Genomic DNA, 20,652 nt, shown 5'->3' with positions numbered 1-20,652 from the left:
GTCCATGGATTTCTTCGGCCCGCACTTGCTTGGTTACTTCATCGCCACCCTGCATTTTCTCGGCTCGCTGGCCGCCCTGCACGCGGTGCTGACCGTACGTACCGCCCAAGGCTCGATTGCCTGGGCGCTGTCGCTGATGTTCATGCCGTACCTGACCCTGATCCCCTACCTGATCTTTGGCCGCAGCAGCTTCGATGCCTATATCCAGGCGCGCCGCCAGGCCAACCAGGAAATGCACAAGGCCATCACCGAGTTGAACTGGCGCCCCTGGGTCGAAGAAGCCCTGGCCGCACGCAACTCCCACGCCTACGCCTCCCTGCGCGCCATGCCCAAGCTGGGGCGCATGCCGTGCCTGGCCAATAACCAGGTGCGTTTGCTGGTCAATGGCGACGCCACCTTCAGCGCCATCTTCGACGCCATCCGCGCCGCCAAGACGGCTGTGCTGGTGCAGTTTTTCATCATTCATGACGACGAACTCGGCCGCCAGTTGCACAACCTGCTCAAAGCCAAGGCCGCCGAGGGCGTGGCCATCTACGTGCTGTATGACCGCATCGGTAGCCACTCCCTGCCCCACCGCTATGTGCAATCGCTGCGCGACGCCGGGGTGCAGATCAAGGCGTTTGCCACCCGCAGCGGCTGGCTCAATCGTTTCCAGGTAAATTTCCGCAACCACCGCAAGATCGTCGTGGTCGATGGCCTGAGCGGGTTTGTCGGTGGGCATAACGTCGGCGACGAATACATGGGCAAGAAACCGCCGCTGGCGCCCTGGCGCGACACCCATGTGCACGTCAGCGGCCCGGTGGTGGCCTGCCTGCAGGAGTCGTTTGCCGAAGACTGGTTCTGGGCCGCGCGCGAACTGCCGCCGCTGATCCTGCCCGATACCTACGCCGACGACGGCGTGCTCTGCCAATTGCTGGCCAGCGGTCCGGCGGACCCCTATGAGACCTGCTCGCTGTTTTTCGTCGAAGCCATTCATGCGGCAACTGAGCGAGTGTGGATCACCAGCCCTTACTTCATCCCCGATGAGGCAGTATTCGCCGCGTTGCGCCTGGCGGTGTTGCGTGGCGTGGACGTACGCCTGCTGCTGCCGTCACGCCCCGACCATCGCATTGTCTACGCCGCATCCAGCCTGTACGCGATTGAAGCGGTGCGCGCCGGGGTTCGGGTATTCCGCTTCAAGCCGGGCTTCCTGCATCAGAAAGTGGTGTTGGTAGACCGCGAAATCAGCGCCATCGGCAGTGCGAACCTGGACAACCGTTCGTTCCGCCTCAACTTTGAAGTGATGTTGCTGACGGTCGATAAAACCTTCGCCAGCGAAGTGGAACACATGCTGCTGGACGACTTCGCCCAGGCCCACGAAACCAGCCAGGAAGAAAGCCAACAGACCCGCCGCCTGCAGCAACTGGGCATGCGGGTGGCGCGGTTGATTTCCCCGATCCTATAAATTGCACCGGACAAAATGTGGGAGCTGGCTTGCCTGCGATGCAGACTCCGCGTTCTTGCAGTTACAGCACGGTGATGCAATCGCAGGCAAGCCAGCTCCCACACAAGCTCAGCTCCCACATTTAGTATTGCAGCGTAGCCAAGACCTCAGCGATAGAGATCTTCCCGCGTCCACGGCAACTCATGGCTGCCATCGGCATGGGGCTTGACCGCCAGGATCTGATGCAGGTTGATCCACCCGCGGGCAAACGCATACGCACATCCTGCCAGGTACAGGCGCCAGATACGCAGTGCCTGGGGCGGGACCATTTTCGCCGCCGCTTCCAGGTTGTCTTCCAGGCGTTCGCTCCAATGGTCCAGGGTGCGTGCGTAATGCAGACGCAGGCTTTCCACGTCGACCACTTCCAGGCCGACTTCGCTGATCTCGGCGCTGATCATCACCAAGTGCGGCAACTCGCCATTGGGGAATACGTAGCGCTCGATAAAGTCCCCCGCGCCACGTCCCACCGGGCGGCCATCGGTATGTTTGGCGGTGATGCCATGGTTGAGCACCAGGCCTCCTTCGCGCACGGCGCCGAACAGGGTCTGACAGTACTGCGCCAGGTTGGCGTGGCCAACATGTTCGAACATGCCGACGCTGACCACTTTATCGAACCGCCCGTCCTGAGGCAGGTCGCGATAGTCGAGCAACGCCAGTTCCACTTGGTCTTCCAGGCCCTCGGCGAGCACGCGTTCCCTGGCCAATGCCAGTTGTTCCTTGCTCAGGGTGATGCCGAACACCTTGACCCCGAATTCGCGCGCCGCATAACGCGCCAGCCCGCCCCAGCCGCAACCGACGTCCAGCAGATACTCCCCAGGCTGCAGGCGCAACTTGCGGCACAGGTGGCGGAATTTGTCTTGCTGGGCCTGGTCGAGGGATTCGCTGCCGGTCTCGAAGTAACCGCAGGAGTAGGCCATGTCACGGTCCAGCCAGAGCTGGTAGAACTCGTTCGACAGGTCGTAGTGGTAGGAAATCGCGGCGGCATCCGTAGCCTTGTCGTGGATCGAGCGCACCGGTCCGGCGTGCTCATCTTCATCCACCAGGGCGTGGCTCAGCTCATCACACACCCGGATCACATCGCTGATGGAGCCTTCCAGCTCCAGTTTGCCTTCGACGAAGGCAGCGCCCAGGGAATCGAGCGTAGGATGGGTCAGTTGCGTCACCATCACCGGGTCCTTGACCACGATCGTAACGCTGGGCTCCGGGCCCAGGTTGAACTCATGGCCATCCCAGAGTCGCAGACGCAGCGGTAGCTGAAGATTCCGTAAGGCCGGTGGAAGTTGCGCGAGCATGAGTAGTCCCCCCTGTTTCAGACGTCTGGAATGAGGGTAGACCATCCACGAAAAAGTAGCTGGCTATCGATTCAATAGCCGCCTTCTATGGTGCCCGACGTTGCAGCAAACCGTCCTCAACCCACTGTTTCAACCACGTGACAGCTTGTAGCGGCGCGCCCTCTTGATAAGTGACTGCCAATTCGGCGCACAGTTCTGAAAAACTCCAACCGCCGTCGGCCATCCCGGCCAGGGCGTAAGCCTCGGCGGGCTCCAGGCTACGGTAGCGGCACACCTGCTGGTCACGCCAGATCAGGCACACCTGGGCCAACGACAACGGCTGGCTGCCGGGAAACGTCGCCTGTGCCTTGACCCCGCGCCAGATCTCCAGGCTGTTGAAGCGACACAACACTTGTTGTACCGCCGGCACCCACTCGACCTGCAACACTGGCCAATCTTCAGGCGCCAGTTGCGCCATGTCGTGCAGGCTCAGGGGTTGGCCGGGGGACGCATCAAACGCCAGGGTAAAGGCCCATTCCAGGCACGCCAGCTCTGCCAGCGGCGCGCTTTGTTCGGCGACCAGATGCTCGCCGATAAAGCCTGCAAACCGTTGCCCCAACCAGCGCAAGCTGAAATGCGCCGATGGATATCGCTGCACATAGGCCGCAACCAGCCCGGCAAACTCCTCATCCCCCAGCCAGTGCCACACAGCCGGGAAATCCCCCTGCATCACTTCCAGTAAACGGGCCCGATAGGCGTGGTGATAGATCGCCAGGCCCGTGTCGACATCCAGGGTCGGGCCACCGATCAAGGTGCTGGCAAAGCCGCTGGCGTCGGTGTCTGCCAATAGATGCCGTTCAAATGCCAGTTGCCAATCGATCAAGCGCATAGCGACCTCCGGGCCAGGGCGCCAGCCCCCAGCTCACGGGCCTTGCCCAGTTCGTCGAGCAACTCGGCAAACGGCGGGAAATGGTCATCGCGCTCCAACAACGTCGCCACCGGCCCCAGGTGTTCCAGGGTCTGTTGAAACAGCTGCCACACCGGATCGCATACCGGGTGGTCATGGGTATCGACCACGTAGTCGCCGTAGTCCATATGCCCGGCCAAATGCAGTTGGCGGATGCTGTGCGGCGGCAGGTTGCGGATAAAGGTCCAGGCATCGAAGCCATGATTGCGCGAGCTGACATACACGTTATTCACGTCCAACAGCAGCTCGCAACCACTGAGATGGCTCAAGGCGCTGAGAAATTCCCACTCGGTAAACTCATCGGCCTTTGAGCGCACATAGCTGGAGACATTTTCCAGCACCAGCGTCCGCTGCAGCACCTCCTGCACCTGCCGCACGCGGGTAGCAACGTGGTAGAGGCTTTCTTCGGTGTAGGGCAGCGGCAACAAGTCATGCAACTGATGAGCGTTGCCCCGGCTCCAACACAGGTGATCGGACACCCACGCCGGCTTGACCCGGTCGGCCAATTGCTTGAGTTGCGTGAGGTAGTCCCTATCGAGGGCATGGGGCCCGCCGATGGACAGGGACACGCCATGCATCACCAGCGGATAGCGCTCGGCGATGGCGTCCAGGTAGTACAGGGCTTTGCCGCCCTGGACCAGATAATTCTCGGAGACGATTTCGAACCAGTCCACCGCCGGCGACTGCTCGATAATCTGCTGATAGTAAGTGCTGCGTAGTCCCAGGCCGTAGCCCAGGCAAGGAACCGATGCCGACATGACGAACTCCTGGAAAGTGTCCGCAGCGACGTGCACACCGCTGCGGGATCACGTATTCGCGGTTATTCGCCGACTTTGCCGCCAGCTGCATCACAAGCAGCCTTGGTCATGGCCTTGAAACCATGGCCCTTGCAGACAGCCTGGCCTTTACAGGCGTTTTCAGCGGTCTTGCAATCGTTCATGCCTTTGCAGGAGGTCACGCCATAGCAGTGCACATTCGCTTCATCGGCGGCTTGTGCCTGGGTCGCGACACCGGCAAACAGCGTGGCGGCAGCGATGGCCAGGGCAGCACCGGAAACAGCGTTCTTGAAGTTCATTGTGGTATTCCTCATGGGTCTAGGGGGTCGGCTAAACGGTTTGTTCAGTCCCGACACAGCACTAGAGTGAGGTGCCGGAGGGGCGTTACAGCGCTGTGAAAATTTTCCTGGTTTCCTGAATCCTTGTAGGAGCCATCACTAGTGCGCACCGCGATTTGTCGTCACACTCGCAGCAGCTTTTTCGCGGGATCACGGACAAGGAAGCGTCACTCTCATGATTTCGATCTATCAGCTCAAACCGCGCTTTCAGAACCTGCTGCGGCCCCTGGTGCAGCGCCTGTATGACAACGGCACCACCGCCAACCAGATCACCGTGCTGGCGGGCATCGTGTCGCTGCTGGTGGGCCTGCTGATCGCCGGTTTCGCCCAGCACGCCTGGGTGTTCGTATTGATCCCGCTGTGGATGATCCTGCGCATGGCCCTCAATGCCATCGACGGCATGCTCGCCCGGGAATTCGGCCAACAGTCACGCCTGGGCGCCTACCTCAATGAACTGTGCGATGTGATCGCCGACAGCGCGCTGATCCTGCCGTTTGCGCTGATCCCCGGGGTCGGCCTGGCGCCGGTGTTGCTGGTGACGCTGCTGGCGGTGTTCAGCGAGTACGCCGGTGTGCTCGGGCCGATGGTCGGCGCATCGCGGCGCTATGACGGGCCCATGGGCAAGAGTGATCGGGCGTTCGTCCTCGGCGTACTGGCCACTGGCGTGGCCCTGGGCTGGCTCGGTGCCGGCTGGGTCGACGGGGTGATGTGGCTGGTGGCGGCCTTGCTCGCCTACACCCTGGTCAACCGTGTACGCCAGGGCCTCAAAGAACAACCAGACATCCCTCCGACGGCATAAGGATCTTGCGATGCGCGAACAGCAACAGCACACCTTCAGCACCCACGACAGCGTAGCGCTTTTTTATCGGCATTGGCCCGCGACCAGCGCCGCCGGGCCCGAGCCACGCCAGGCGATCCTGCTGTTCCATCGAGGCCACGAGCATTCGGGGCGCATTGCGCACCTGGTGGATGAACTGGACCTGCCGCACTTCGATTTCTTCGCCTGGGACGCCCGTGGCCACGGCCAGTCCCCCGGCGAGCGTGGCGACAGCCCGAGCTTTGCCACCAGCGCGCGGGACGTGCAGACCTTCTGCGACCATATCGGCGCCACCTATGGCATCGAGGCAGAAAACCTCGCGGTCATCGCCCAGAGCGTCGGCGCGGTGATCGCCGCCACCTGGGTCCACGACTACGCGCCAAACATCCGCGCCCTGGTGCTCGCCTCCCCGGCGTTCAAGGTCAAGCTCTACGTGCCTTTCGCCCGCCCGGGCCTGGGTTTGATGCGGCGCTTTCGCGGCAACTTTTTCGTCAACAGCTACGTCAAGGCCAAGTTCCTCAGCCATGACCCAGAGCGCGTTGCGTCCTACGACACTGACCCACTGATCACCAAGGCGATCTCGGTGAATGTGCTGCTGGGCCTGTACGAAGCGGCCGACCGCGTGGTCGCCGATGCCCAGGCAATCCAGGTGCCGACCCAGCTGTTGATCTCCGGCTCGGACTTCGTGGTGCATCGCAAACCCCAGCAACAGTTCTTCGAGCGCCTTGGCAGCCTGAAAAAGGAACTGCACATCCTGCCCGGCTTTTTCCACGACACCCTCGGCGAACGGGATCGCGCCGTGGCGTTGGCCAGCGCCAGGCGTTTTATCCTGCAAAACTTTGCCCACCCGCTGGACCGCGCCAGCCTGCTGGACGCCGACAAGATCGGCGCGACCTGCGCCGAATCCGAATCCCTCGCCGCGCCGCTGCCGCGCAACTCCCTGCGTGACCTGTACTGGCGCATGACCCGCGCCAGCATGGGCCTGGGCCGCAAGTTGTCCGAGGGGGTGAAGCTGGGCTTCGACACCGGTTTCGACTCGGGCAGCACCCTGGACTACGTGTACCGCAACACCCCCACCGGCAAAGGCGCGCTGGGGCGGATGATCGACACCAACTACCTGAACTCCATCGGCTGGCGCGGGATCCGCCAGCGCAAACTGCACGTTGAAGAGTTGCTGCGCCTGGCCATGGCCAAGCTGCGCGACGACGGGCGCGAAGTGCGCATCGTCGACATCGCCGCTGGGCACGGTAGGTACATTCTGGAAGCCTTGCAGGGCGTTTCTCCACTGCCGGAATCGATCCTGTTGCGCGACTACAGCGATATCAACGTGCGCGACGGTGGCGCGCTGATTCGCGAGAAAGGCCTGGGGGATATTGCGCAATTCGTCAAAGGCGATGCCTTCGACCGGGCCGACCTGGCGGCGCTGGCGCCCACGCCGACGCTGGCGGTGGTGTCTGGGCTGTATGAGCTGTTTGCCGATAACGCCATGGTCGGCGGCTCCCTCGCCGGCCTGGCCGAAGCCGTGGAGCCCGGGGGCTACCTGGTGTACACCGGCCAACCGTGGCACCCGCAACTGGAACTGATCGCCCGTGCCCTGACCAGCCATCGCCAGGGCCAGGCCTGGGTGATGCGCCGTCGCAGCCAGGCAGAGATGGATCAACTGGTGGCAGCGGCAGGCTTTCGCAAGATCACCCAGCGTGTGGATGAATGGGGCATCTTCAGCGTGTCGCTGGCGCAGAAGATCTGACCATGCGCGAACCGGGCCTCTTCAAACCAGCGTTGCTGTGGCTGCTGCTTCTGGCGCCGCTGTTTTTCAGCACCTACGGCTTTGCCACCTGGGTCACCAGCCAGCGCAGCGATGTCGGCACCCTGGTGTTCGGCTGGGAAACCCATATGCCGTTCTGGGCCTGGACCATCGTGCCCTACTGGTCGATCGACCTGCTCTACGGCTTCTCCCTGTTGCTGCCCAACAGTCGCCATGAGCTCAAGCAACATGCCCTGCGCCTGCTCAGTGCCCAAGTGATTGCCGTGAGCTGCTTCCTGCTCTGGCCGTTGCGGTTCACCTTTGAGCGCCCGGAAATGGACGGCGTGTTCGGCTGGCTGTTCGCGGTGCTGGCGGGGTTCGACAAACCGTTCAACCAGGCGCCGTCGCTGCATATCGCTTTGCTGGTGATCCTGTGGGTCATGTACCAGCGGCATAGCCAAGGCCTGTGGCGCTGGCTGGTGCATGGCTGGTTCGCTTTGATTGGTGTTTCGGTGCTGACCACGTACCAACATCACTTTATCGACTTACCCACAGGCGCCCTGGCCGGCTGGCTGTGCGTGTGGCTCTGGCCGGTGGATCATCCAAGCCCGCTGTTGCATGCGCGCCTGGCCAAAGACCCGAAACGCTGGCGCCTGGGTGTGCGTTACGCCGTGGGCGCCCTGGTGCTGGCGATAGCGGCCTTTACCGGGGGCGGCGCCTGGTTATGGCTGCTGTGGCCTGCCGTCGCGGTGTTGCTGGTGGCGCTCAACTACTGGCTGCTGGGCGCCGCAGGCTTTCAGAAACGCGCCGATGGCCGCCTCAGCCCGGCAGCACGCTGGCTGTATGCGCCTTATCTCGCGGCGGCGTGGCTCAACTCGCGGCTGTGGACGCGCAAGCATCCACAGCCTGACCGGGTTGTGGATAACGTGTGGTTGGGGCGAATTCCGACGCCAGCGCAGCTGAGTTCATTCAATGCGGTGGTCGATCTGTGTGCCGAGTTGCCTGTTTATCCACAAGGCCGCGCGTACCATGCCCTGCCCGTCCTCGACCTGACCGCACCCACACCGGCACAGTGCCTGGAGGCGGCCCAAGCCATTGAGCGCTTGCGCGAACACGGGCCGTTGCTGGTGTGCTGCGCCCTCGGCTACTCGCGCAGTGCCAGCGCCGTGGCGGCATGGCTGCTGCACAGCGGGCGGGCGAGCACGGTAGACGAGGCACTGGCTATTATTCGTACAGCACGACCGGATGTGGTCCTGCACGCCAATCACCGTCAAGCCTTGGGAGCACTGCCTTATGCCCGCTGACATGCACCTTCAGGTAGTCGCCAGCCTGCTGCGCCGCGGCCGTTCGCTGGATCAGTTATCCACAGGCCTGACCTTGCTCGGGGTGCTGTTTGGCCTGGCGCAATTGTTGATGGTCAGTATCACGCCGATCTGCCTGCTGCTCAGTCTGTGGATGATTATCCTCGGGCTGCTGCAAAAGTACTGGGCGCTGCGGGTGGCCTTCGACGCCGACCTGTTTGCGCTGATGGCCAAGGACATAGAACGTACCGGCGAACTGGACCAGACCCTGCAGGCCCTGGGCCTGCAACCTGCCAATCGCCCCAGCCGCCCCTGGACCGAACGTCGGCGTGGTGCCCTCAAATTGCTGCGCAAACAGGCCTACCTGCTGGGCGCGCAAGTGTTACTGACATTGGCCGTCATCCTGGCCAGCCCGTGGCTGCCCTTCGCCGGATAAGGAATCCTCATGTTCGAACCCGTGGTCGCGACCCTGATTACCTCCATGGCCCGCACAGTGACCGGTGCCCGCAGCCTGTGGCTGGGCTGCGCCCCGGAACCGGTGCAGCGCATCTATTTTGCCAACCACAGCAGCCACGGCGACTTCGTGCTGCTGTGGGCGTCGTTGCCGCAGACCCTGCGCAAAGCCACACGCCCGGTGGCCGGCACCGACTACTGGAACAAGAGCGCCTTGCGCCGCTACATCATCAACCGGGTGTTCAACGGCGTGCTGATCGACCGCGAGCGCAAAGACCCTGTGGATAACCCCTTGCAACCGATGCTCGAGGCCCTGGAACAGGGCGATTCGCTGATCATTTTCCCTGAAGGCACACGCAACCTCGAAGATGGCCTGTTGCCCTTCAAGAGCGGCCTGTATCACCTGGCAAAAAGTTATCCACAGGCGCAATTGATCCCAGTGTGGATCGCCAACCTCAACCGTGTGATGCCCAAGGGCCGGGTGCTACCGCTGCCGCTGCTGTGCACCACCAGCTTCGGCGCACCGCTGCAATTGCAGGACGGTGAAGACAAGGCCCTGTTTCTCGCCCGCAGCCGCGACGCCCTGCTCGCCCTCGCCCCGGAGCATTCCTGACATGGATAGCCAAACCCTGATGTTGTTCGGCGGCATCGGCATGATCCTGGTGCTCGCCTCGCTGATCGGCCTAATCCTCAAGCTGCGCACCCGTGGCACAGCCAACGCGGTGATCGACAACCTCAACGCCCGCATCAATGCCTGGTGGGTGATGGTGGTGGTGATCGGCATCGCCTTCTGGCTCGGCACCGGCGCGGTGATCCTGCTGTTCTACGCCGTATCGTTCTACGCCCTGCGCGAATTCCTCACCCTCACGCCCACCCGCCGCAGCGACTACCCGGCACTGGTCGCCGCGTTCTACCTGGCGCTGCCCCTGCAATACCTGCTGATCTACTTTGACTGGTACGGCCTGTTCTCGATCTTTATCCCGGTCTACGTGTTCCTGCTGCTGCCCATCCTGGCGTCGCTGGGCGGCGACAGCACGCACTTCCTGGAGCGCGCATCGAAAGTGCAATGGGGGCTGATGATCGCGGTGTTCTGCGTGTCCTTCGTGCCTGCGCTGCTGACCCTCGATATCGTCGGCTACGAGGGCCGCAACCTGCTGCTGATCGCCTACCTGGTGATCGTGGTGCAGCTCTCGGATGTATTGCAGTACGTGTGCGGCAAACTGTTCGGCAAACACAAGATCGCGCCCAACCTGTCACCGTCGAAAACCGTCGAAGGCTTTGTCGGCGGGATCCTGCTGTCCTCCCTGATCGGCGCAGCGCTGTGGTGGACGACCCCGTTCAACCCCTGGCAGTCCTTCCTGATTGCACTGCTGATCAACCTGCTGGGCTTTGCCGGCGGGATTGTGATGTCGGCGATCAAGCGCGACCGAGGCGTGAAGGATTGGGGACATATGATCGAAGGACACGGCGGGATGCTGGATCGGTTGGATTCAGTGTGTTTTGCGGCGCCGATTTTCTTTCATCTGGTGCGGTATTGGTGGACCTGAGCAGCACCCCACAGGACTGAAACGACAAGACCCGATGTCCGCCAGGGACATCGGGTCTTGTGGGTTGCGAGCACCTTACATCAGTGCTGTCGCTGGTAGAGCCCCAGGTTATCGACCTTGAAACTGCTGCAAGCGCCGGCATTGTCCAGATCAATCCGGATGCCCTTCACATGCTGCAACGTCAACCAGCGCGGTGACGCATCCAGTGGCACGATCAACGTCCCGTCCTCTGCATTGAAACGAACGCTGGAGGCCTCGAACGGCCCCTGCTGCCCATCCCCCCACCAGAACACCTGCATACGCGGCTCGGCGGCGCGGCCGGAGCAGCGGAACTCGAACTTGAGCAGGCCAGCGTCGTGACCAGACAGATTCAACGCCGCAAGATCGAAACTCATCGACGGATCACCGCCATCCACTCGGTAGCTGCTTTCTTGTGCCACCAATTGATTGAGGCTCGGCTTTACGTCATCCAGACTGTTGATCAGTGCCATCTTGTTGTTCAGGGAGACTTGGGAACGGCCCCAGGCAACCGGGATTTTCTTCAGGTCCGGTGATGCAAAAGCGCGCTGCAGCAAGGCTGCCTGGTACTCGGCTATCGCTTCGGGACGAGGTTCGATCAAGCGTGGGTGGCTGATCGGGTCAGCGTCGGAAACCTGCAACGCCGGGCCCTCCAGCCATATGCTTTGACCCGCGGCACGTATCTCGCGAATCCGGCGAATCTCGCTCTGGTTGACCTGAATCTGATCACCCACCTTCAACGCCGCCAACATACCCGGATCGGACACATAGAGCGCTGCGACAGTGCGATTGATGCCGTGGCTCCAGTTCGCATCGGTGAAGTCCATCAGGGGTATTTCGATACTGGTGACTGGCGCCGAGGCGCTGCCCTTTTTACGCCCGAGAATGAAGCCATCCACATAGACCGGGTCGTAGTGATCGACAACGAACCGATACAGGTACGGATTACGCAGCGCCAGGCCGCCGCCGTCGTGGATGATGTTCATCCCTTCCAGCAAGGCGATGGTCGGCAGGTCTTGTTTGAGGGTCTCGATAGCCCGCAACTGCTGGGATGGCGACACCATGTTGTACGCCGCAGTGACCGGCAGCAGGGGCCGATAACCCAGGTAGAAGTACTGGGCGTTGCGGGAAGTCAGGTCCAGATAGGTTTCGCCAGCCGGAACATTGTCCGCCAATACTCGCGACAAACGGGTCAGCCTGTCCCAGTGAAAAGGCTGTACAAAGGAGCGGCCGATATTCGGCAGGCCTGCCGCGGCGCCATCACTGATTCCCAACCCTTGAGTGCTGATAACAGCCGTAGTGGATTTGACCAGGTTATTGATCGATACCGGCGAGAACCCCAGGGATGCGCTCATGCTCGCAGCCAGGACAACCATGACCACTTTATTGCGCGCACTGAGCATGCCCCAACACGCGACAGGCAACAGGATCGCCCAGCCGAAACTCGCCGCCAACCCCGGACGAGACATACCACCTGGGTCGACGCGTCCCATCGAATAAGGGATCAACAACAGCGCAAAGAGGAACACCACCAGCAATGGCAGCAAGGTGTCGAGACGACGCTCGGGTGTCTGGAACCAGCGATGTACCAAGATCAGGCACGCCAGAGGAATAGCGATCCAGGACATGCGTAAGGCTTCAAACACAAAGCCTTTGCGCGCGCCCTCCCAGCTCAACGCCCATGGCACGCCGTAGGCAACCTGGTTGATAGGGCCATTTTCCAGGACATAACGGATAGCCCCCAACAGCATGATCCCTGCGGGCGTAACCACCGCCAACACCAGTAGCACTACGCCTGTAATCAGAATGCCCTTCAGCTTGCGGGGGCGTGGAGCTTTCCAGAGGTGCCAGGCGTAATAAGCAGCCATCACCCCAGACGCCGCCGCAAGCAGCAGCCCTTGTGGCGGGATTCCGAGGACTACCAGCGGCGCCGTGATCATCCAGACCAGCAGCCAGCGCTCGGGACGCTGGCGCAACGACGGGCTCAACCACAGGCAGAGAAACGGGATCAGAAACAGCCAGATAATATTGGCCGTCAGGAAGAAGATGGCGGCAAACGCCAACCCGATACTGCGCGAAAAATAGTAGAGCGACAGGAAGGCGGCAAAAGACAACAGCGCGATGCTGAGGTTACCGACATGAATAATGCTGCCGGCAGAACCGTCATAAAACACAAATGATAAGAACTGGGTCAGGTCATCGCCGATGATGCCGTGGGCAGGAACGTAGTCAATATAGGGAATAGCCCCCTGCATATAGGACCACCAGCCCAACAAGCTTTCACCGAAGTGATAGTCGTCGGCGCTGATGTTGGGGAAAATGGTCGTGCCCATTTTCAAGCCCACCAGCAAGCCGAAAAACGCGATAGGCGAAAGCAGCGTGGCTATGTCGCTGGTTGATGTATACCGACGCAAACGCCGCAGTACATCCACCACGCCCCAAACCAGCATTCCGATAACCAGTATCTTCAACCAGACCGTGGTCTCGTATTTGGAAATACTGCCATCTGGCTCTTGTATGCGAGCGGGATACAGCGCCAGGTAAAAGGTCGACAGACCCAATTGACCAGCCATCAACAGCCATGGGGCAATTCGCGCAAAACCCTTGGGGCTCCACACGATGTATGCCATACCCAGGATCCATCCGACGATGGCTATCCCATAGGTGGGCTTGGCGTATCTGGACAACTCAACCCCATCGCTCCAGGCAGCTGGCGCGCGGCCCAGCGCCAACACCACCTCCAGCTGTACCAGCGCCAGCAACAGGATACCGAGCGCCCCCAGGCCGAATATCCGAGGGTCCACATTGATTTTTTTGACCGCGCCAACCGTGGCTGCCAAAGCGATAAACGAGACACCAAACACCGAGCAGTAGAGGACTTTCGGCTCGAAATCCGTGCCAAGCACCATGCATGCAATAGCGGTAATCGCAGGGAGCGACCACCACAACCATTGGTTGGATAAAACCAGTGCGCTGTCGCTACCGAATTGTTTCTTCTGGCGCCCCATCAAGGAGGTAAAAAACAGCAACGCACAGAAAAGAACGGCGATGAATACTGGAGCAACCACCTGGTCCTGAAACTTGGTATCTGCGGTCCAACTGATGTAGCCCACGATGAAGTCGGCATACTTGGGTGCGGTCGAGATACCCAGACATAACAACAGTGCAAACGCCGTGATAACCACGCACGCCAGCACTGAAGAAACCCTTTCATTCATTTCCAGATGCTTGAACATTTCACTACCAGATCTTTAGTTGTACTTGCCAAAACAGGCACGGAACAATACCGCCAGCACCGAAAGATTGCCTTTTACGCTACTGATCTTGGTAGGTACTTCACCTTGGGGGTAGCGGCGCACGGTCGCCAGTTCTACGCAGCGATAGCCCAGTTTCGGCGCGCGATACGACAGGTAGGCAAGCAGCTCGTAGGTATCGAACACATCACGGAAGATCGCCATCTTCGGATCAATCAGCATCTTGCGGCTGTAGGCACGAAAGCCCTGGGTGGTATCTGTCCACTTGAAGCCGGAAAACAGGCTCAGCATCGGCGCATGGATAAAACGGATAGCAAAATCGCGGGACTTGGGGGTGTTCTCGGCAACACCGCCCTGGACAAAACGCGAGGCCTGGACAAAATCCACACCCTGCTGCAGCGCTTCGATAAAGCGCGGGATGGCCTCTGGGTCATCCTTGTCGTTGCCATCGATGGTCACGATACCTTCGTAGCCCTGGTCCAGGGCGAAGGCGTAGGCGCAGCGCAACTGCGCGCTCAACTTGCCCGGGGCAGTCTTGACCAGCAGGCCGCGCACACCCACCTGTTGCAGTGATTGCAACTCGAGCGAGCCATCAGAACTGCCACCATCGACGATGATGATGTCGGCCATGTCTGCGATGTTGAACGCCGCCATACGGGCGAGCAGGTTCTTGATCCGGTCACCTTCGTTGATGACCGGAATGACCACGCACCAGGGGTGCTGGCGACCTAGCCAGAGTGGCGTGTCATAGGACGGTACCTGCCAGCCGGCACGTACATCGGGAGCAATATCAGAAGAAGTCATTTTAATTTCCATCAAACGACGCGAGCTGTGATCAGCCCTACGCCAGCAATAACCAGGGCGATGCCGACTCCCGTGGTCCAGTGGAAGGACTCACGGAAAAACAGCAGGGAAAACAGGGCGACCGTCGCGATAGCCCCGGCCGTAAGGACCGGGTGTGCCACGTTCAGCGGCAAACGGGCCAATGCTGCGGCATAAAGCAGGAACGCAGCACCATACAGGACCAGCCCGACCCAGAACGGCCAGTTGCTGAGTGCCGCCATCGGGTCGCTCAAGGAAGGGAATTTGCGCGGGGGCATCATCGCCATCTTCACCAGGACGCTGGCGGAGGCGTTCGACAAGATACCTAGGATCAAGATGATCCATTTGATGCTCATGCCGTCACCTCGTCGCAGGCGCGGTAATGCTGGCGGGCAACCTGCAGCGCACGCTCGATCGATTGCGCATGGGCTTCGGTCTTGGTCGCCACCATCTCAATGGTGACCACATGCCCGGGCAAGTAGTGGGCTACGGCACGTGCCATTTTTTCATGGTCAGTACCGCCGTCACCCAGCGGGAGCAAGTCTGGTTCACTGGCGTGGATATGCCCGATCAACTCGGCACAGTCCTCAAGCACGGTGAATGGGTCTTCACCGTTGATCGCAAGCGCCCCGGTATCCAGTTGCATGCGGATCGCCGGGTGGTCGATTGCCCGCACCACCACTGCGGTTTGTGCACTGGTGGTCATGAAGTTCGCCCCGTAGCAGGTGGGGTTGGGCTCCAGGCAGATCGTCACACCGCTCGCCTGGGCGATATCGCCCAATTGCCGGAAGAACGCCACAGCGCCATCCTGCGCCTGCTGGTCGGTCAAACCACTGCGATCTCGGTTCTTTGGCGAGCCAAATACAATCCGTGTTGCACCCAGGCCTGCGCCAATGCGGCACACGCCCGCCAGGTGTTGCAGCAAGGCCGCCTGGCTTTGTACGGAGCCGAAGACATTCAGGCCCGTCGTGCCAAACAACAGTGCCTGCATGCCGGTCAATGCAATACCACGTTGCGCCCACCAGTCCTTGACCCGCGCAATCTCTGCGTCCGTGGCCTTGGCAGGCTCGGGGAAGTATTTGCCCGGTGCAATATCAATCGCATCCACGGCAAAGCGCGCAAGCAGTTCAGCGATGACTTCGTCCTCGGTGGTTTCCCACGCGATATTGGAAATCGCCAGCCTCATGCCTGTGCTCCCGATGCGGCCTTGAGCGGCTCCGACTGCGCATAGGCCCGTACGGCCTGCACGGTTTCGCGAGCGCTGTACTGATAGCGCCCAGTGCCGCCAAACAGCTGCGCATGCTTGGTCTGCATGTCATAGGTAGCAGCCGCATTGGCCAGGGTATTGGTGAAAGGCTTGCCGAAGCCCTTCTGCGAAATGTCGGCGACACTCACTGCCTGGGCAGTCAGGTGGACCAGCTTGAGCCCCGCCTCGAGTGCGGTCTGGATGTCGTACCACAAGTTGATCATCGGGTAGAACTGGAACACGCCCCGGCTATCGATCGCCTGCAGGTTGTTGTCGTTGAGGAAGTCAAAAATCACGTTTTTACGCAATCCAGGCCCGACGAGCCCCGGCAGGCGAACGATCAAGTGATTCGGAAAATGACTTTCAACGAAGGTTTCCAGCAGCCGACGGTGCAGGCCATAGGCATGCAGGCCGGACTCATCGACCGGGGTGTCTTCATCAACGCCGATAGGGCTTTTGAACACATCCACTGTGCTGATCAGCACGAAGGTCTTGCACTGGATGGTTTTCAGATGGGCGATCAGTGCTTCGATCTTCTGGCGGTCCGCCTCAGGCTCGCGGTTGGCAATCCATTTTTGCGCCGGGGCGCCGGCACAGACCACGAGGTCGAAGGATTTGCCTTCTATCTCACCGATGTTGGTGGACCGGTACAAGTCCTCGAAGCAAGCCTGCTTAAGAAGCGTGCCCCCGACAAACCCGGAGAAACCAATAAGCGAATTCATCTTTTTCCGCTCCAAACCTGAAGTTTTATTGACCTTGATGGGAAAAACTCTCGGTATCCAGTTTTTCAAGCACATCGTAAATGTTGTCTATCTTGCCACCCAGCACGGAAAAGCAACCTGGCAACTCGGCGTGCTTTTCGAAAAGAATCGGGCGTCCATCATCCCCTTCGTTCTTCACCAGGATGGTCTTGACCTCGAACAGCGAATCCTTGTGTTGGGCCTTGAGCACTTCGGGGATATACCGCCCGACGTCCCTGACCATGCGATCGACCCGTGTATCGCGCTCATAAAGCCGTAGCTTTTCGTAGGGGTCGAGGCCTTTTTCATCGTTCCAGTGCAAGTGCGGCGTATAGCGTACATGGGACAAGGTATGCAGCCCACGGGCCGGGAATGGCATCAGTGAAAAGAACGGGCCGTCCATCACCGTGACGCCCAAACCCTCGAGGGATTCGGGCATCTGCATCAAGGCCATTTCCGTGATCTCTTGCTTGAGGCCGGTACTGACCCCCGCGAAATCACCCGCAAACTGATTGAGGCCACTGTACGTACAGTTGAAGACGTAGCGACAAGTCGTCAGCGCTTCCTCGCCCTGGGAGGTTTGGGTGACCACCTGCAAAGGCGCCTCGGCGCCCCTGGAAATTGAAGTGACCCGTGTCTGGTAACGGATCTGCACAGCGCTTTCTGCCAGCTCGCGAGCCGCCCAGGCTGCCAGGCGAGTGGTGTCGAACGCATATTCTTCGACCAGGAATACTTCTTCGATCAAACGTGGTTCGAACAAGTCGCGCAGCGCTGGATCGGCGGGTTTGAGGTCCGCACCGATGTCCCGGCAAAAACGCTCGAACTGCTTGGCCGTGACCTTGGAGTTGCGCCGGGCAATGGCGTACAGCTTGGTAAAGTCCTGCTTGACCACCTGCGGCCAGTCCTGCACAAACTTGGGCAGGTTGACCCGGCTGCGATAGGCCGTGGTGAAGCTGCGCGGATAGTGATAGCCGTTATGCACACGTGCCTGGTTGTTGTAACTGGCGCGCATCATCAGTGCCGGCTCGCGCTCTACCAACAGGATCCGTTTCAAGCCCCGTTGCTTGGCCAGGTAGACCGCAATGGCTGCTCCGTAAAACCCCCCACCGATGATGACGGCATCCTGCTCAGGCTGGCTGGCTTGGGCGCTCGACATCAGGAAACTCGTTCGCTGGGCTGAGCCTTGGGCGCGACCGAAGCTGGTGCTACCTCTTCAATGTTCAGCTTCTCGCGCCGGGTCATGCGCGCGCTGGTGAACTCCTGGCCTACATGGTAAAGCGGCCCTTCATTCGACAGGCTGGCCATGTTGAGGATGTATTCACCCAGCACCAGCAGCACCAGTGAGATCAGGAAAAACATGCCCGACTGCTGGAGCGAGAAACTGATCCAGCCAGGCGCTACATCAGCCTTGAAGATACCCACCGAGATCACATAGGCGCAGTACACCAGGTTGGCAACCGCGCCAAACAGCGAAAGGTAGGTCACCAGGCGCATAGGCGCGCGCGTGGTGGAAACCAGCAAGCGCACGCCACGATCAATACTGTCGCCCAGCCGCTTGGGGCTGGAGGCCTGGGGCACGGCGCTGTACTTGAGGTAGGCCCGGGCAAAACCACCGGTGGCCGGCAGATGCCGATACGTCATCGAAGGCTGGGGGTGTTGCAGGATGAAATTGATCACGCGCTTGCTGAGAATGCGGTACTGAGGCGCTTCCTTGGCAAGATGAACCCCGTTGAAGCGGTTGTACATGCTGTGGAACACCGCGTTGGCCCAACGATAGGCCAGGCTCTGGGTGCTCTTTTGTTCGTTGTGGGCAAAGACCACATCGGCACCGCTGACGGCTTGATCAAGCATCTGGGGGACGAAGTTGATGTCGTCCACCAGCGGATCGATGACCGCGACATAGTCACCCAAGGCGTTTTCCAGGCCGACCCAGGACGCTGTGTCGGTGTCCACTTCCTTGGTCAGCGCATAGACCTGCAAGTTGGCCAGGCCCTTCTCACTTGTCAGGCCCTTCAAGACCATGACACTGTCATCATCGGACGCGTTATCAACAACGATCAGCTCATAGTCGCTGACTGTTTTCGCAATGACTTCGGCAGCTTCGGACAGTATTTTTTCTATTTTATCGCCCTGATTACGAACGACAAAAACGACAGATAAAAAACAGGGAAAATAAGCCATCACCAACTCTCGCAAAAATTAATTAAAAGACTGGATGAGTCGTTTATCCGAGATCGCCATAGATAGCCGGAATACCTCACACCACTGACCGAGAGTTTCAGAGCCGCAGGGTCATCACTGCCGGGAAGGGGTAGCCATTGCCAAACGTTCAAATCGCTCTTCCTTGAAGCAGTTGGCTCAAAGCACGCCCGAAACAGCGGCCAAGCCAGGAAAACCTGGGGCGCGGCAAAATAGACAATCGCTATCGAACCTGGTGCCAGCCCAAAGTTGCGCAGGATCATAACACAAAAAAAGGCGCCTCAACGACGCCGAACTGGCGTTATGCCAGCCTTGAAACCGGGATAATGAACATCATGAGCCGTCCACTAAACCATCGTTTCAAAACAGTTAATTAATTAAAAAGTTTATTCATTTCTATTGTTCAAGTCGGTCGGCGGTATTCCGTCAGGATAGCTGTAAGTAGTTAATCTCAGATCAAGCACCAGGACTTATCGGGATGACCAGCGCAAATAAAACATCCCGCAAAGACATGGCACTCGCAGGGTATGGGGAAGATCAACTCACCGAGACTTCTGGAAGACTTGATGGAGCCGCTTACGGCGAGCCTCAGGGTAGGACCAAGGGACAGGGTTCGGCAAAAGATGATTTGCTCGACCTCTCCAGGCTGTTCGGCATTGCTCGCGTTATGTCTTAACATGGTCGGTTGCCCAAAGAGCCGTCATGGCCAAAGCCATGACGGGCTTCCATCCTTTACAAGTAAGTGTGATGAAGATGAACAAGCCTTTCATTTCGCTGTGCCCTGAAATTACTCGGGCCCACGCGCTGACGCTGATGGATTGGTTGGAGGATGAGCGCGTCACCTGCTATCTGAGCGATTCGCGTCATGTCTCCCGCTCCATCGAGCAAGCCATCGATCGGACTCAATCGCCGATCCTGACCCATCTATTCAACCAGGGCGGGCGATTCTTCATGGCCTATGACCGGCATGACGCCCCGGTGGGCTTTGTCCGTCTAATCAAGACCGGCTCAGATTGCGAGATAGTCCTGGTCATCGGAGACAGCGACAAGTGGGGCCAAAACCTTGGTGCCCGCACGATCCGCGAAGGCATGAAACTGGCCTTCCTCGACATGCGGGCCAAGAAGCTCATCGCCAAGATCCACCCGGACAACGCGCGCTCGCTGAAAGCCTTTCTGCGCAGCGGCTTTGTGCTTGAGAGCGAAACGCCGGCATTGAAGTCATTTTCCATGACGGCGGGGCGCTATCTCCAGCTCTTGCGCGAAGGTGCCGCTGGCGACTCCACCAGGATCTACATTACTGAAATCGACAAGGCCAGGCTCGAGAGCCTGATCGCGCTCGAGCAAGGCCCGACCGTTGTTGAACTCGAACATGAGCTTGAGCGAGCCATTGTCGTCAAACCGCAGCAGGTGGCGTGCAATGTCGTCACGATGAACTCCAGGGCCTTGCTGCAACTGGACGAAGAAGAGATCGAAGTGGCCCTGGTTTACCCTGAAGACGCGGACAGCACCGCAGGGAAGCATTCCGTGTATTCCGACATCGGCGCTGCCATCCTGGGCTATCAGGAGGGGGACGCCATCGACTGGCGAATTTCTGATCGGACCCGCCGAATTGAGATCAGGAAAGTGCTTTACCAGCCGGAGGCCGCGGGCGACTTCCACCTGTAATTGCGTGTTTT

General features: G+C 59.9%; 20 protein-coding genes. 9 read left to right on the top strand and 11 right to left on the bottom strand.

Annotated features, from left to right (window positions below; genetic code table 11):
- The first annotated feature begins 4 nt into the window (after nucleotides 1-4).
- The gene (cls, locus tag HBO19_RS10845; protein WP_170057502.1) at nucleotides 5-1,444 is read left to right on the top strand and encodes a cardiolipin synthase; all 1,440 of its coding nucleotides are present in this window, start codon (nucleotides 5-7) and stop codon (nucleotides 1,442-1,444) included.
- A 146-nt stretch (nucleotides 1,445-1,590) separates the two neighbouring features.
- On the opposite strand, the gene cfaB is transcribed toward cls, so the two are convergent.
- From cfaB to HBO19_RS10825, 4 genes are all read right to left on the bottom strand, one after another.
- Nucleotides 1,591-2,775, bottom strand: a complete 1,185-nt coding sequence (gene cfaB / locus HBO19_RS10840) for a C17 cyclopropane fatty acid synthase CfaB (RefSeq protein WP_170057501.1) — start codon at nucleotides 2,773-2,775, stop codon at nucleotides 1,591-1,593.
- A gap of 85 nt (nucleotides 2,776-2,860) precedes the next feature.
- A complete protein-coding gene (locus HBO19_RS10835; RefSeq protein WP_170057500.1) occupies nucleotides 2,861-3,643 on the bottom strand; it encodes a DNA-binding domain-containing protein in 783 nt (260 codons plus the stop codon).
- Nucleotides 3,634-4,479 (bottom strand): DUF692 domain-containing protein, encoded by an 846-nt coding sequence (locus HBO19_RS10830; protein WP_170057499.1) that lies wholly within the window; start codon nucleotides 4,477-4,479, stop codon nucleotides 3,634-3,636. The genes HBO19_RS10835 and HBO19_RS10830 overlap by 10 nt, the downstream gene beginning before the upstream one ends.
- 62 nt (nucleotides 4,480-4,541) lie before the next feature.
- Nucleotides 4,542-4,796 (bottom strand): hypothetical protein, encoded by a 255-nt coding sequence (locus HBO19_RS10825; protein WP_169954045.1) that lies wholly within the window; start codon nucleotides 4,794-4,796, stop codon nucleotides 4,542-4,544.
- Nucleotides 4,797-5,010: 214 nt separating this feature from the next.
- Between HBO19_RS10825 and HBO19_RS10820 the strand changes: the two genes are divergently transcribed.
- Genes HBO19_RS10820 through HBO19_RS10795 form a run of 6 tightly spaced genes read left to right on the top strand, consistent with a single transcriptional unit; the run spans nucleotide 5,011 to nucleotide 10,697 of the window.
- Nucleotides 5,011-5,634: a CDP-alcohol phosphatidyltransferase family protein gene (locus tag HBO19_RS10820; protein ID WP_170042021.1), complete on the top strand. Its 624-nt coding sequence runs from the start codon at nucleotides 5,011-5,013 to the stop codon at nucleotides 5,632-5,634.
- 10 nt (nucleotides 5,635-5,644) lie between these two features.
- Nucleotides 5,645-7,399 (top strand): bifunctional alpha/beta hydrolase/class I SAM-dependent methyltransferase, encoded by a 1,755-nt coding sequence (locus tag HBO19_RS10815; RefSeq protein ID WP_170057498.1) that lies wholly within the window; start codon nucleotides 5,645-5,647, stop codon nucleotides 7,397-7,399.
- Between the two features lie 2 nt (nucleotides 7,400-7,401).
- Nucleotides 7,402-8,700: a phosphatase PAP2/dual specificity phosphatase family protein gene (locus HBO19_RS10810; RefSeq protein ID WP_170057497.1), complete on the top strand. Its 1,299-nt coding sequence runs from the start codon at nucleotides 7,402-7,404 to the stop codon at nucleotides 8,698-8,700.
- Nucleotides 8,690-9,133, top strand: coding sequence for a hypothetical protein (locus HBO19_RS10805; RefSeq protein ID WP_170057496.1), 444 nt, complete (start codon nucleotides 8,690-8,692; stop codon nucleotides 9,131-9,133). The genes HBO19_RS10810 and HBO19_RS10805 overlap by 11 nt, the downstream gene beginning before the upstream one ends.
- Nucleotides 9,134-9,142: 9 nt before the next feature.
- The gene (locus HBO19_RS10800; protein ID WP_170057495.1) at nucleotides 9,143-9,763 is read left to right on the top strand and encodes a lysophospholipid acyltransferase family protein; all 621 of its coding nucleotides are present in this window, start codon (nucleotides 9,143-9,145) and stop codon (nucleotides 9,761-9,763) included.
- Between the two features lies 1 nt (nucleotide 9,764).
- Nucleotides 9,765-10,697, top strand: a complete 933-nt coding sequence (locus tag HBO19_RS10795; protein ID WP_170042018.1) for a phosphatidate cytidylyltransferase — start codon at nucleotides 9,765-9,767, stop codon at nucleotides 10,695-10,697.
- An 80-nt stretch (nucleotides 10,698-10,777) separates the two neighbouring features.
- Here the strand turns inward: HBO19_RS10795 and HBO19_RS10790 are convergent, their stop codons facing one another.
- The 7 genes from HBO19_RS10790 to HBO19_RS10760 are packed head-to-tail and all read right to left on the bottom strand — an operon-like array spanning nucleotide 10,778 to nucleotide 18,958.
- Nucleotides 10,778-13,951 carry a hypothetical protein gene (locus HBO19_RS10790; protein ID WP_170057494.1) on the bottom strand — a complete coding sequence of 1,058 codons (3,174 nt, stop codon included), beginning with the start codon at nucleotides 13,949-13,951 and terminating at the stop codon, nucleotides 10,778-10,780.
- 15 nt (nucleotides 13,952-13,966) lie between these two features.
- Nucleotides 13,967-14,773, bottom strand: coding sequence for a glycosyltransferase family 2 protein (locus HBO19_RS10785; protein ID WP_169954053.1), 807 nt, complete (start codon nucleotides 14,771-14,773; stop codon nucleotides 13,967-13,969).
- A gap of 11 nt (nucleotides 14,774-14,784) precedes the next feature.
- Nucleotides 14,785-15,141: an SMR family transporter gene (locus HBO19_RS10780; RefSeq protein WP_057440644.1), complete on the bottom strand. Its 357-nt coding sequence runs from the start codon at nucleotides 15,139-15,141 to the stop codon at nucleotides 14,785-14,787.
- A 2-nt stretch (nucleotides 15,142-15,143) separates the two neighbouring features.
- Entirely contained in the window at nucleotides 15,144-15,977 is an 834-nt protein-coding gene (locus HBO19_RS10775) for a TIM barrel protein (RefSeq protein ID WP_169954054.1), read from the bottom strand.
- Nucleotides 15,974-16,759 (bottom strand): NAD(P)-dependent oxidoreductase, encoded by a 786-nt coding sequence (locus tag HBO19_RS10770; RefSeq protein WP_169954055.1) that lies wholly within the window; start codon nucleotides 16,757-16,759, stop codon nucleotides 15,974-15,976. Before HBO19_RS10770 ends, HBO19_RS10775 begins: the two co-directional genes overlap by 4 nt.
- 25 nt (nucleotides 16,760-16,784) lie before the next feature.
- Complete coding sequence (locus HBO19_RS10765) at nucleotides 16,785-17,933, bottom strand: FAD-dependent oxidoreductase (RefSeq protein WP_169954056.1); 1,149 nt, start codon at nucleotides 17,931-17,933, stop codon at nucleotides 16,785-16,787.
- Nucleotides 17,933-18,958: a glycosyltransferase gene (locus tag HBO19_RS10760; protein WP_169954057.1), complete on the bottom strand. Its 1,026-nt coding sequence runs from the start codon at nucleotides 18,956-18,958 to the stop codon at nucleotides 17,933-17,935. The genes HBO19_RS10765 and HBO19_RS10760 overlap by 1 nt, the downstream gene beginning before the upstream one ends.
- Before the next feature lie 496 nt (nucleotides 18,959-19,454).
- Between HBO19_RS10760 and HBO19_RS10755 the strand changes: the two genes are divergently transcribed.
- Nucleotides 19,455-19,652: a hypothetical protein gene (locus tag HBO19_RS10755; protein WP_170057493.1), complete on the top strand. Its 198-nt coding sequence runs from the start codon at nucleotides 19,455-19,457 to the stop codon at nucleotides 19,650-19,652.
- A 26-nt stretch (nucleotides 19,653-19,678) separates the two neighbouring features.
- Nucleotides 19,679-20,641 carry a bifunctional GNAT family N-acetyltransferase/nucleoside diphosphate kinase regulator gene (locus HBO19_RS10750; protein WP_170057492.1) on the top strand — a complete coding sequence of 321 codons (963 nt, stop codon included), beginning with the start codon at nucleotides 19,679-19,681 and terminating at the stop codon, nucleotides 20,639-20,641.
- Nucleotides 20,642-20,652: the final 11 nt, after the last annotated feature.

The sequence above is a fragment of the Pseudomonas sp. WS 5021 genome (assembly GCF_012985535.1).
Classification (GTDB): domain Bacteria; phylum Pseudomonadota; class Gammaproteobacteria; order Pseudomonadales; family Pseudomonadaceae; genus Aquipseudomonas.
Note: the sequence above shows the minus strand (reverse complement) of the source record. Positions and strands in the feature narration are given on the sequence as shown.

Excerpts from the sequence above, each read along its gene's own strand:
- cls (WP_170057502.1), top strand. The coding sequence starts at position 5 with ATGGATTTCTTCGGCCCGCACTTGCTTGGTTACTTCATCGCCACCCTG.
- HBO19_RS10755 (WP_170057493.1), top strand. The coding sequence starts at position 19,455 with ATGACCAGCGCAAATAAAACATCCCGCAAAGACATGGCACTCGCAGGG.
- HBO19_RS10770 (WP_169954055.1), bottom strand. The coding sequence starts at position 16,759 with ATGAATTCGCTTATTGGTTTCTCCGGGTTTGTCGGGGGCACGCTTCTT.
- HBO19_RS10820 (WP_170042021.1), top strand. The coding sequence starts at position 5,011 with ATGATTTCGATCTATCAGCTCAAACCGCGCTTTCAGAACCTGCTGCGG.
- HBO19_RS10825 (WP_169954045.1), bottom strand. The coding sequence starts at position 4,796 with ATGAACTTCAAGAACGCTGTTTCCGGTGCTGCCCTGGCCATCGCTGCC.
- HBO19_RS10750 (WP_170057492.1), top strand. The coding sequence starts at position 19,679 with ATGGCCAAAGCCATGACGGGCTTCCATCCTTTACAAGTAAGTGTGATG.
- HBO19_RS10785 (WP_169954053.1), bottom strand. The coding sequence starts at position 14,773 with ATGACTTCTTCTGATATTGCTCCCGATGTACGTGCCGGCTGGCAGGTA.
- HBO19_RS10815 (WP_170057498.1), top strand. The coding sequence starts at position 5,645 with ATGCGCGAACAGCAACAGCACACCTTCAGCACCCACGACAGCGTAGCG.
- HBO19_RS10795 (WP_170042018.1), top strand. The coding sequence starts at position 9,765 with ATGGATAGCCAAACCCTGATGTTGTTCGGCGGCATCGGCATGATCCTG.
- cfaB (WP_170057501.1), bottom strand. The coding sequence starts at position 2,775 with ATGCTCGCGCAACTTCCACCGGCCTTACGGAATCTTCAGCTACCGCTG.
- HBO19_RS10800 (WP_170057495.1), top strand. The coding sequence starts at position 9,143 with ATGTTCGAACCCGTGGTCGCGACCCTGATTACCTCCATGGCCCGCACA.
- HBO19_RS10765 (WP_169954056.1), bottom strand. The coding sequence starts at position 17,933 with ATGTCGAGCGCCCAAGCCAGCCAGCCTGAGCAGGATGCCGTCATCATC.
- HBO19_RS10830 (WP_170057499.1), bottom strand. The coding sequence starts at position 4,479 with ATGTCGGCATCGGTTCCTTGCCTGGGCTACGGCCTGGGACTACGCAGC.
- HBO19_RS10835 (WP_170057500.1), bottom strand. The coding sequence starts at position 3,643 with ATGCGCTTGATCGATTGGCAACTGGCATTTGAACGGCATCTATTGGCA.
- HBO19_RS10775 (WP_169954054.1), bottom strand. The coding sequence starts at position 15,977 with ATGAGGCTGGCGATTTCCAATATCGCGTGGGAAACCACCGAGGACGAA.
- HBO19_RS10790 (WP_170057494.1), bottom strand. The coding sequence starts at position 13,951 with ATGTTCAAGCATCTGGAAATGAATGAAAGGGTTTCTTCAGTGCTGGCG.
- HBO19_RS10805 (WP_170057496.1), top strand. The coding sequence starts at position 8,690 with ATGCCCGCTGACATGCACCTTCAGGTAGTCGCCAGCCTGCTGCGCCGC.
- HBO19_RS10760 (WP_169954057.1), bottom strand. The coding sequence starts at position 18,958 with ATGGCTTATTTTCCCTGTTTTTTATCTGTCGTTTTTGTCGTTCGTAAT.
- HBO19_RS10810 (WP_170057497.1), top strand. The coding sequence starts at position 7,402 with ATGCGCGAACCGGGCCTCTTCAAACCAGCGTTGCTGTGGCTGCTGCTT.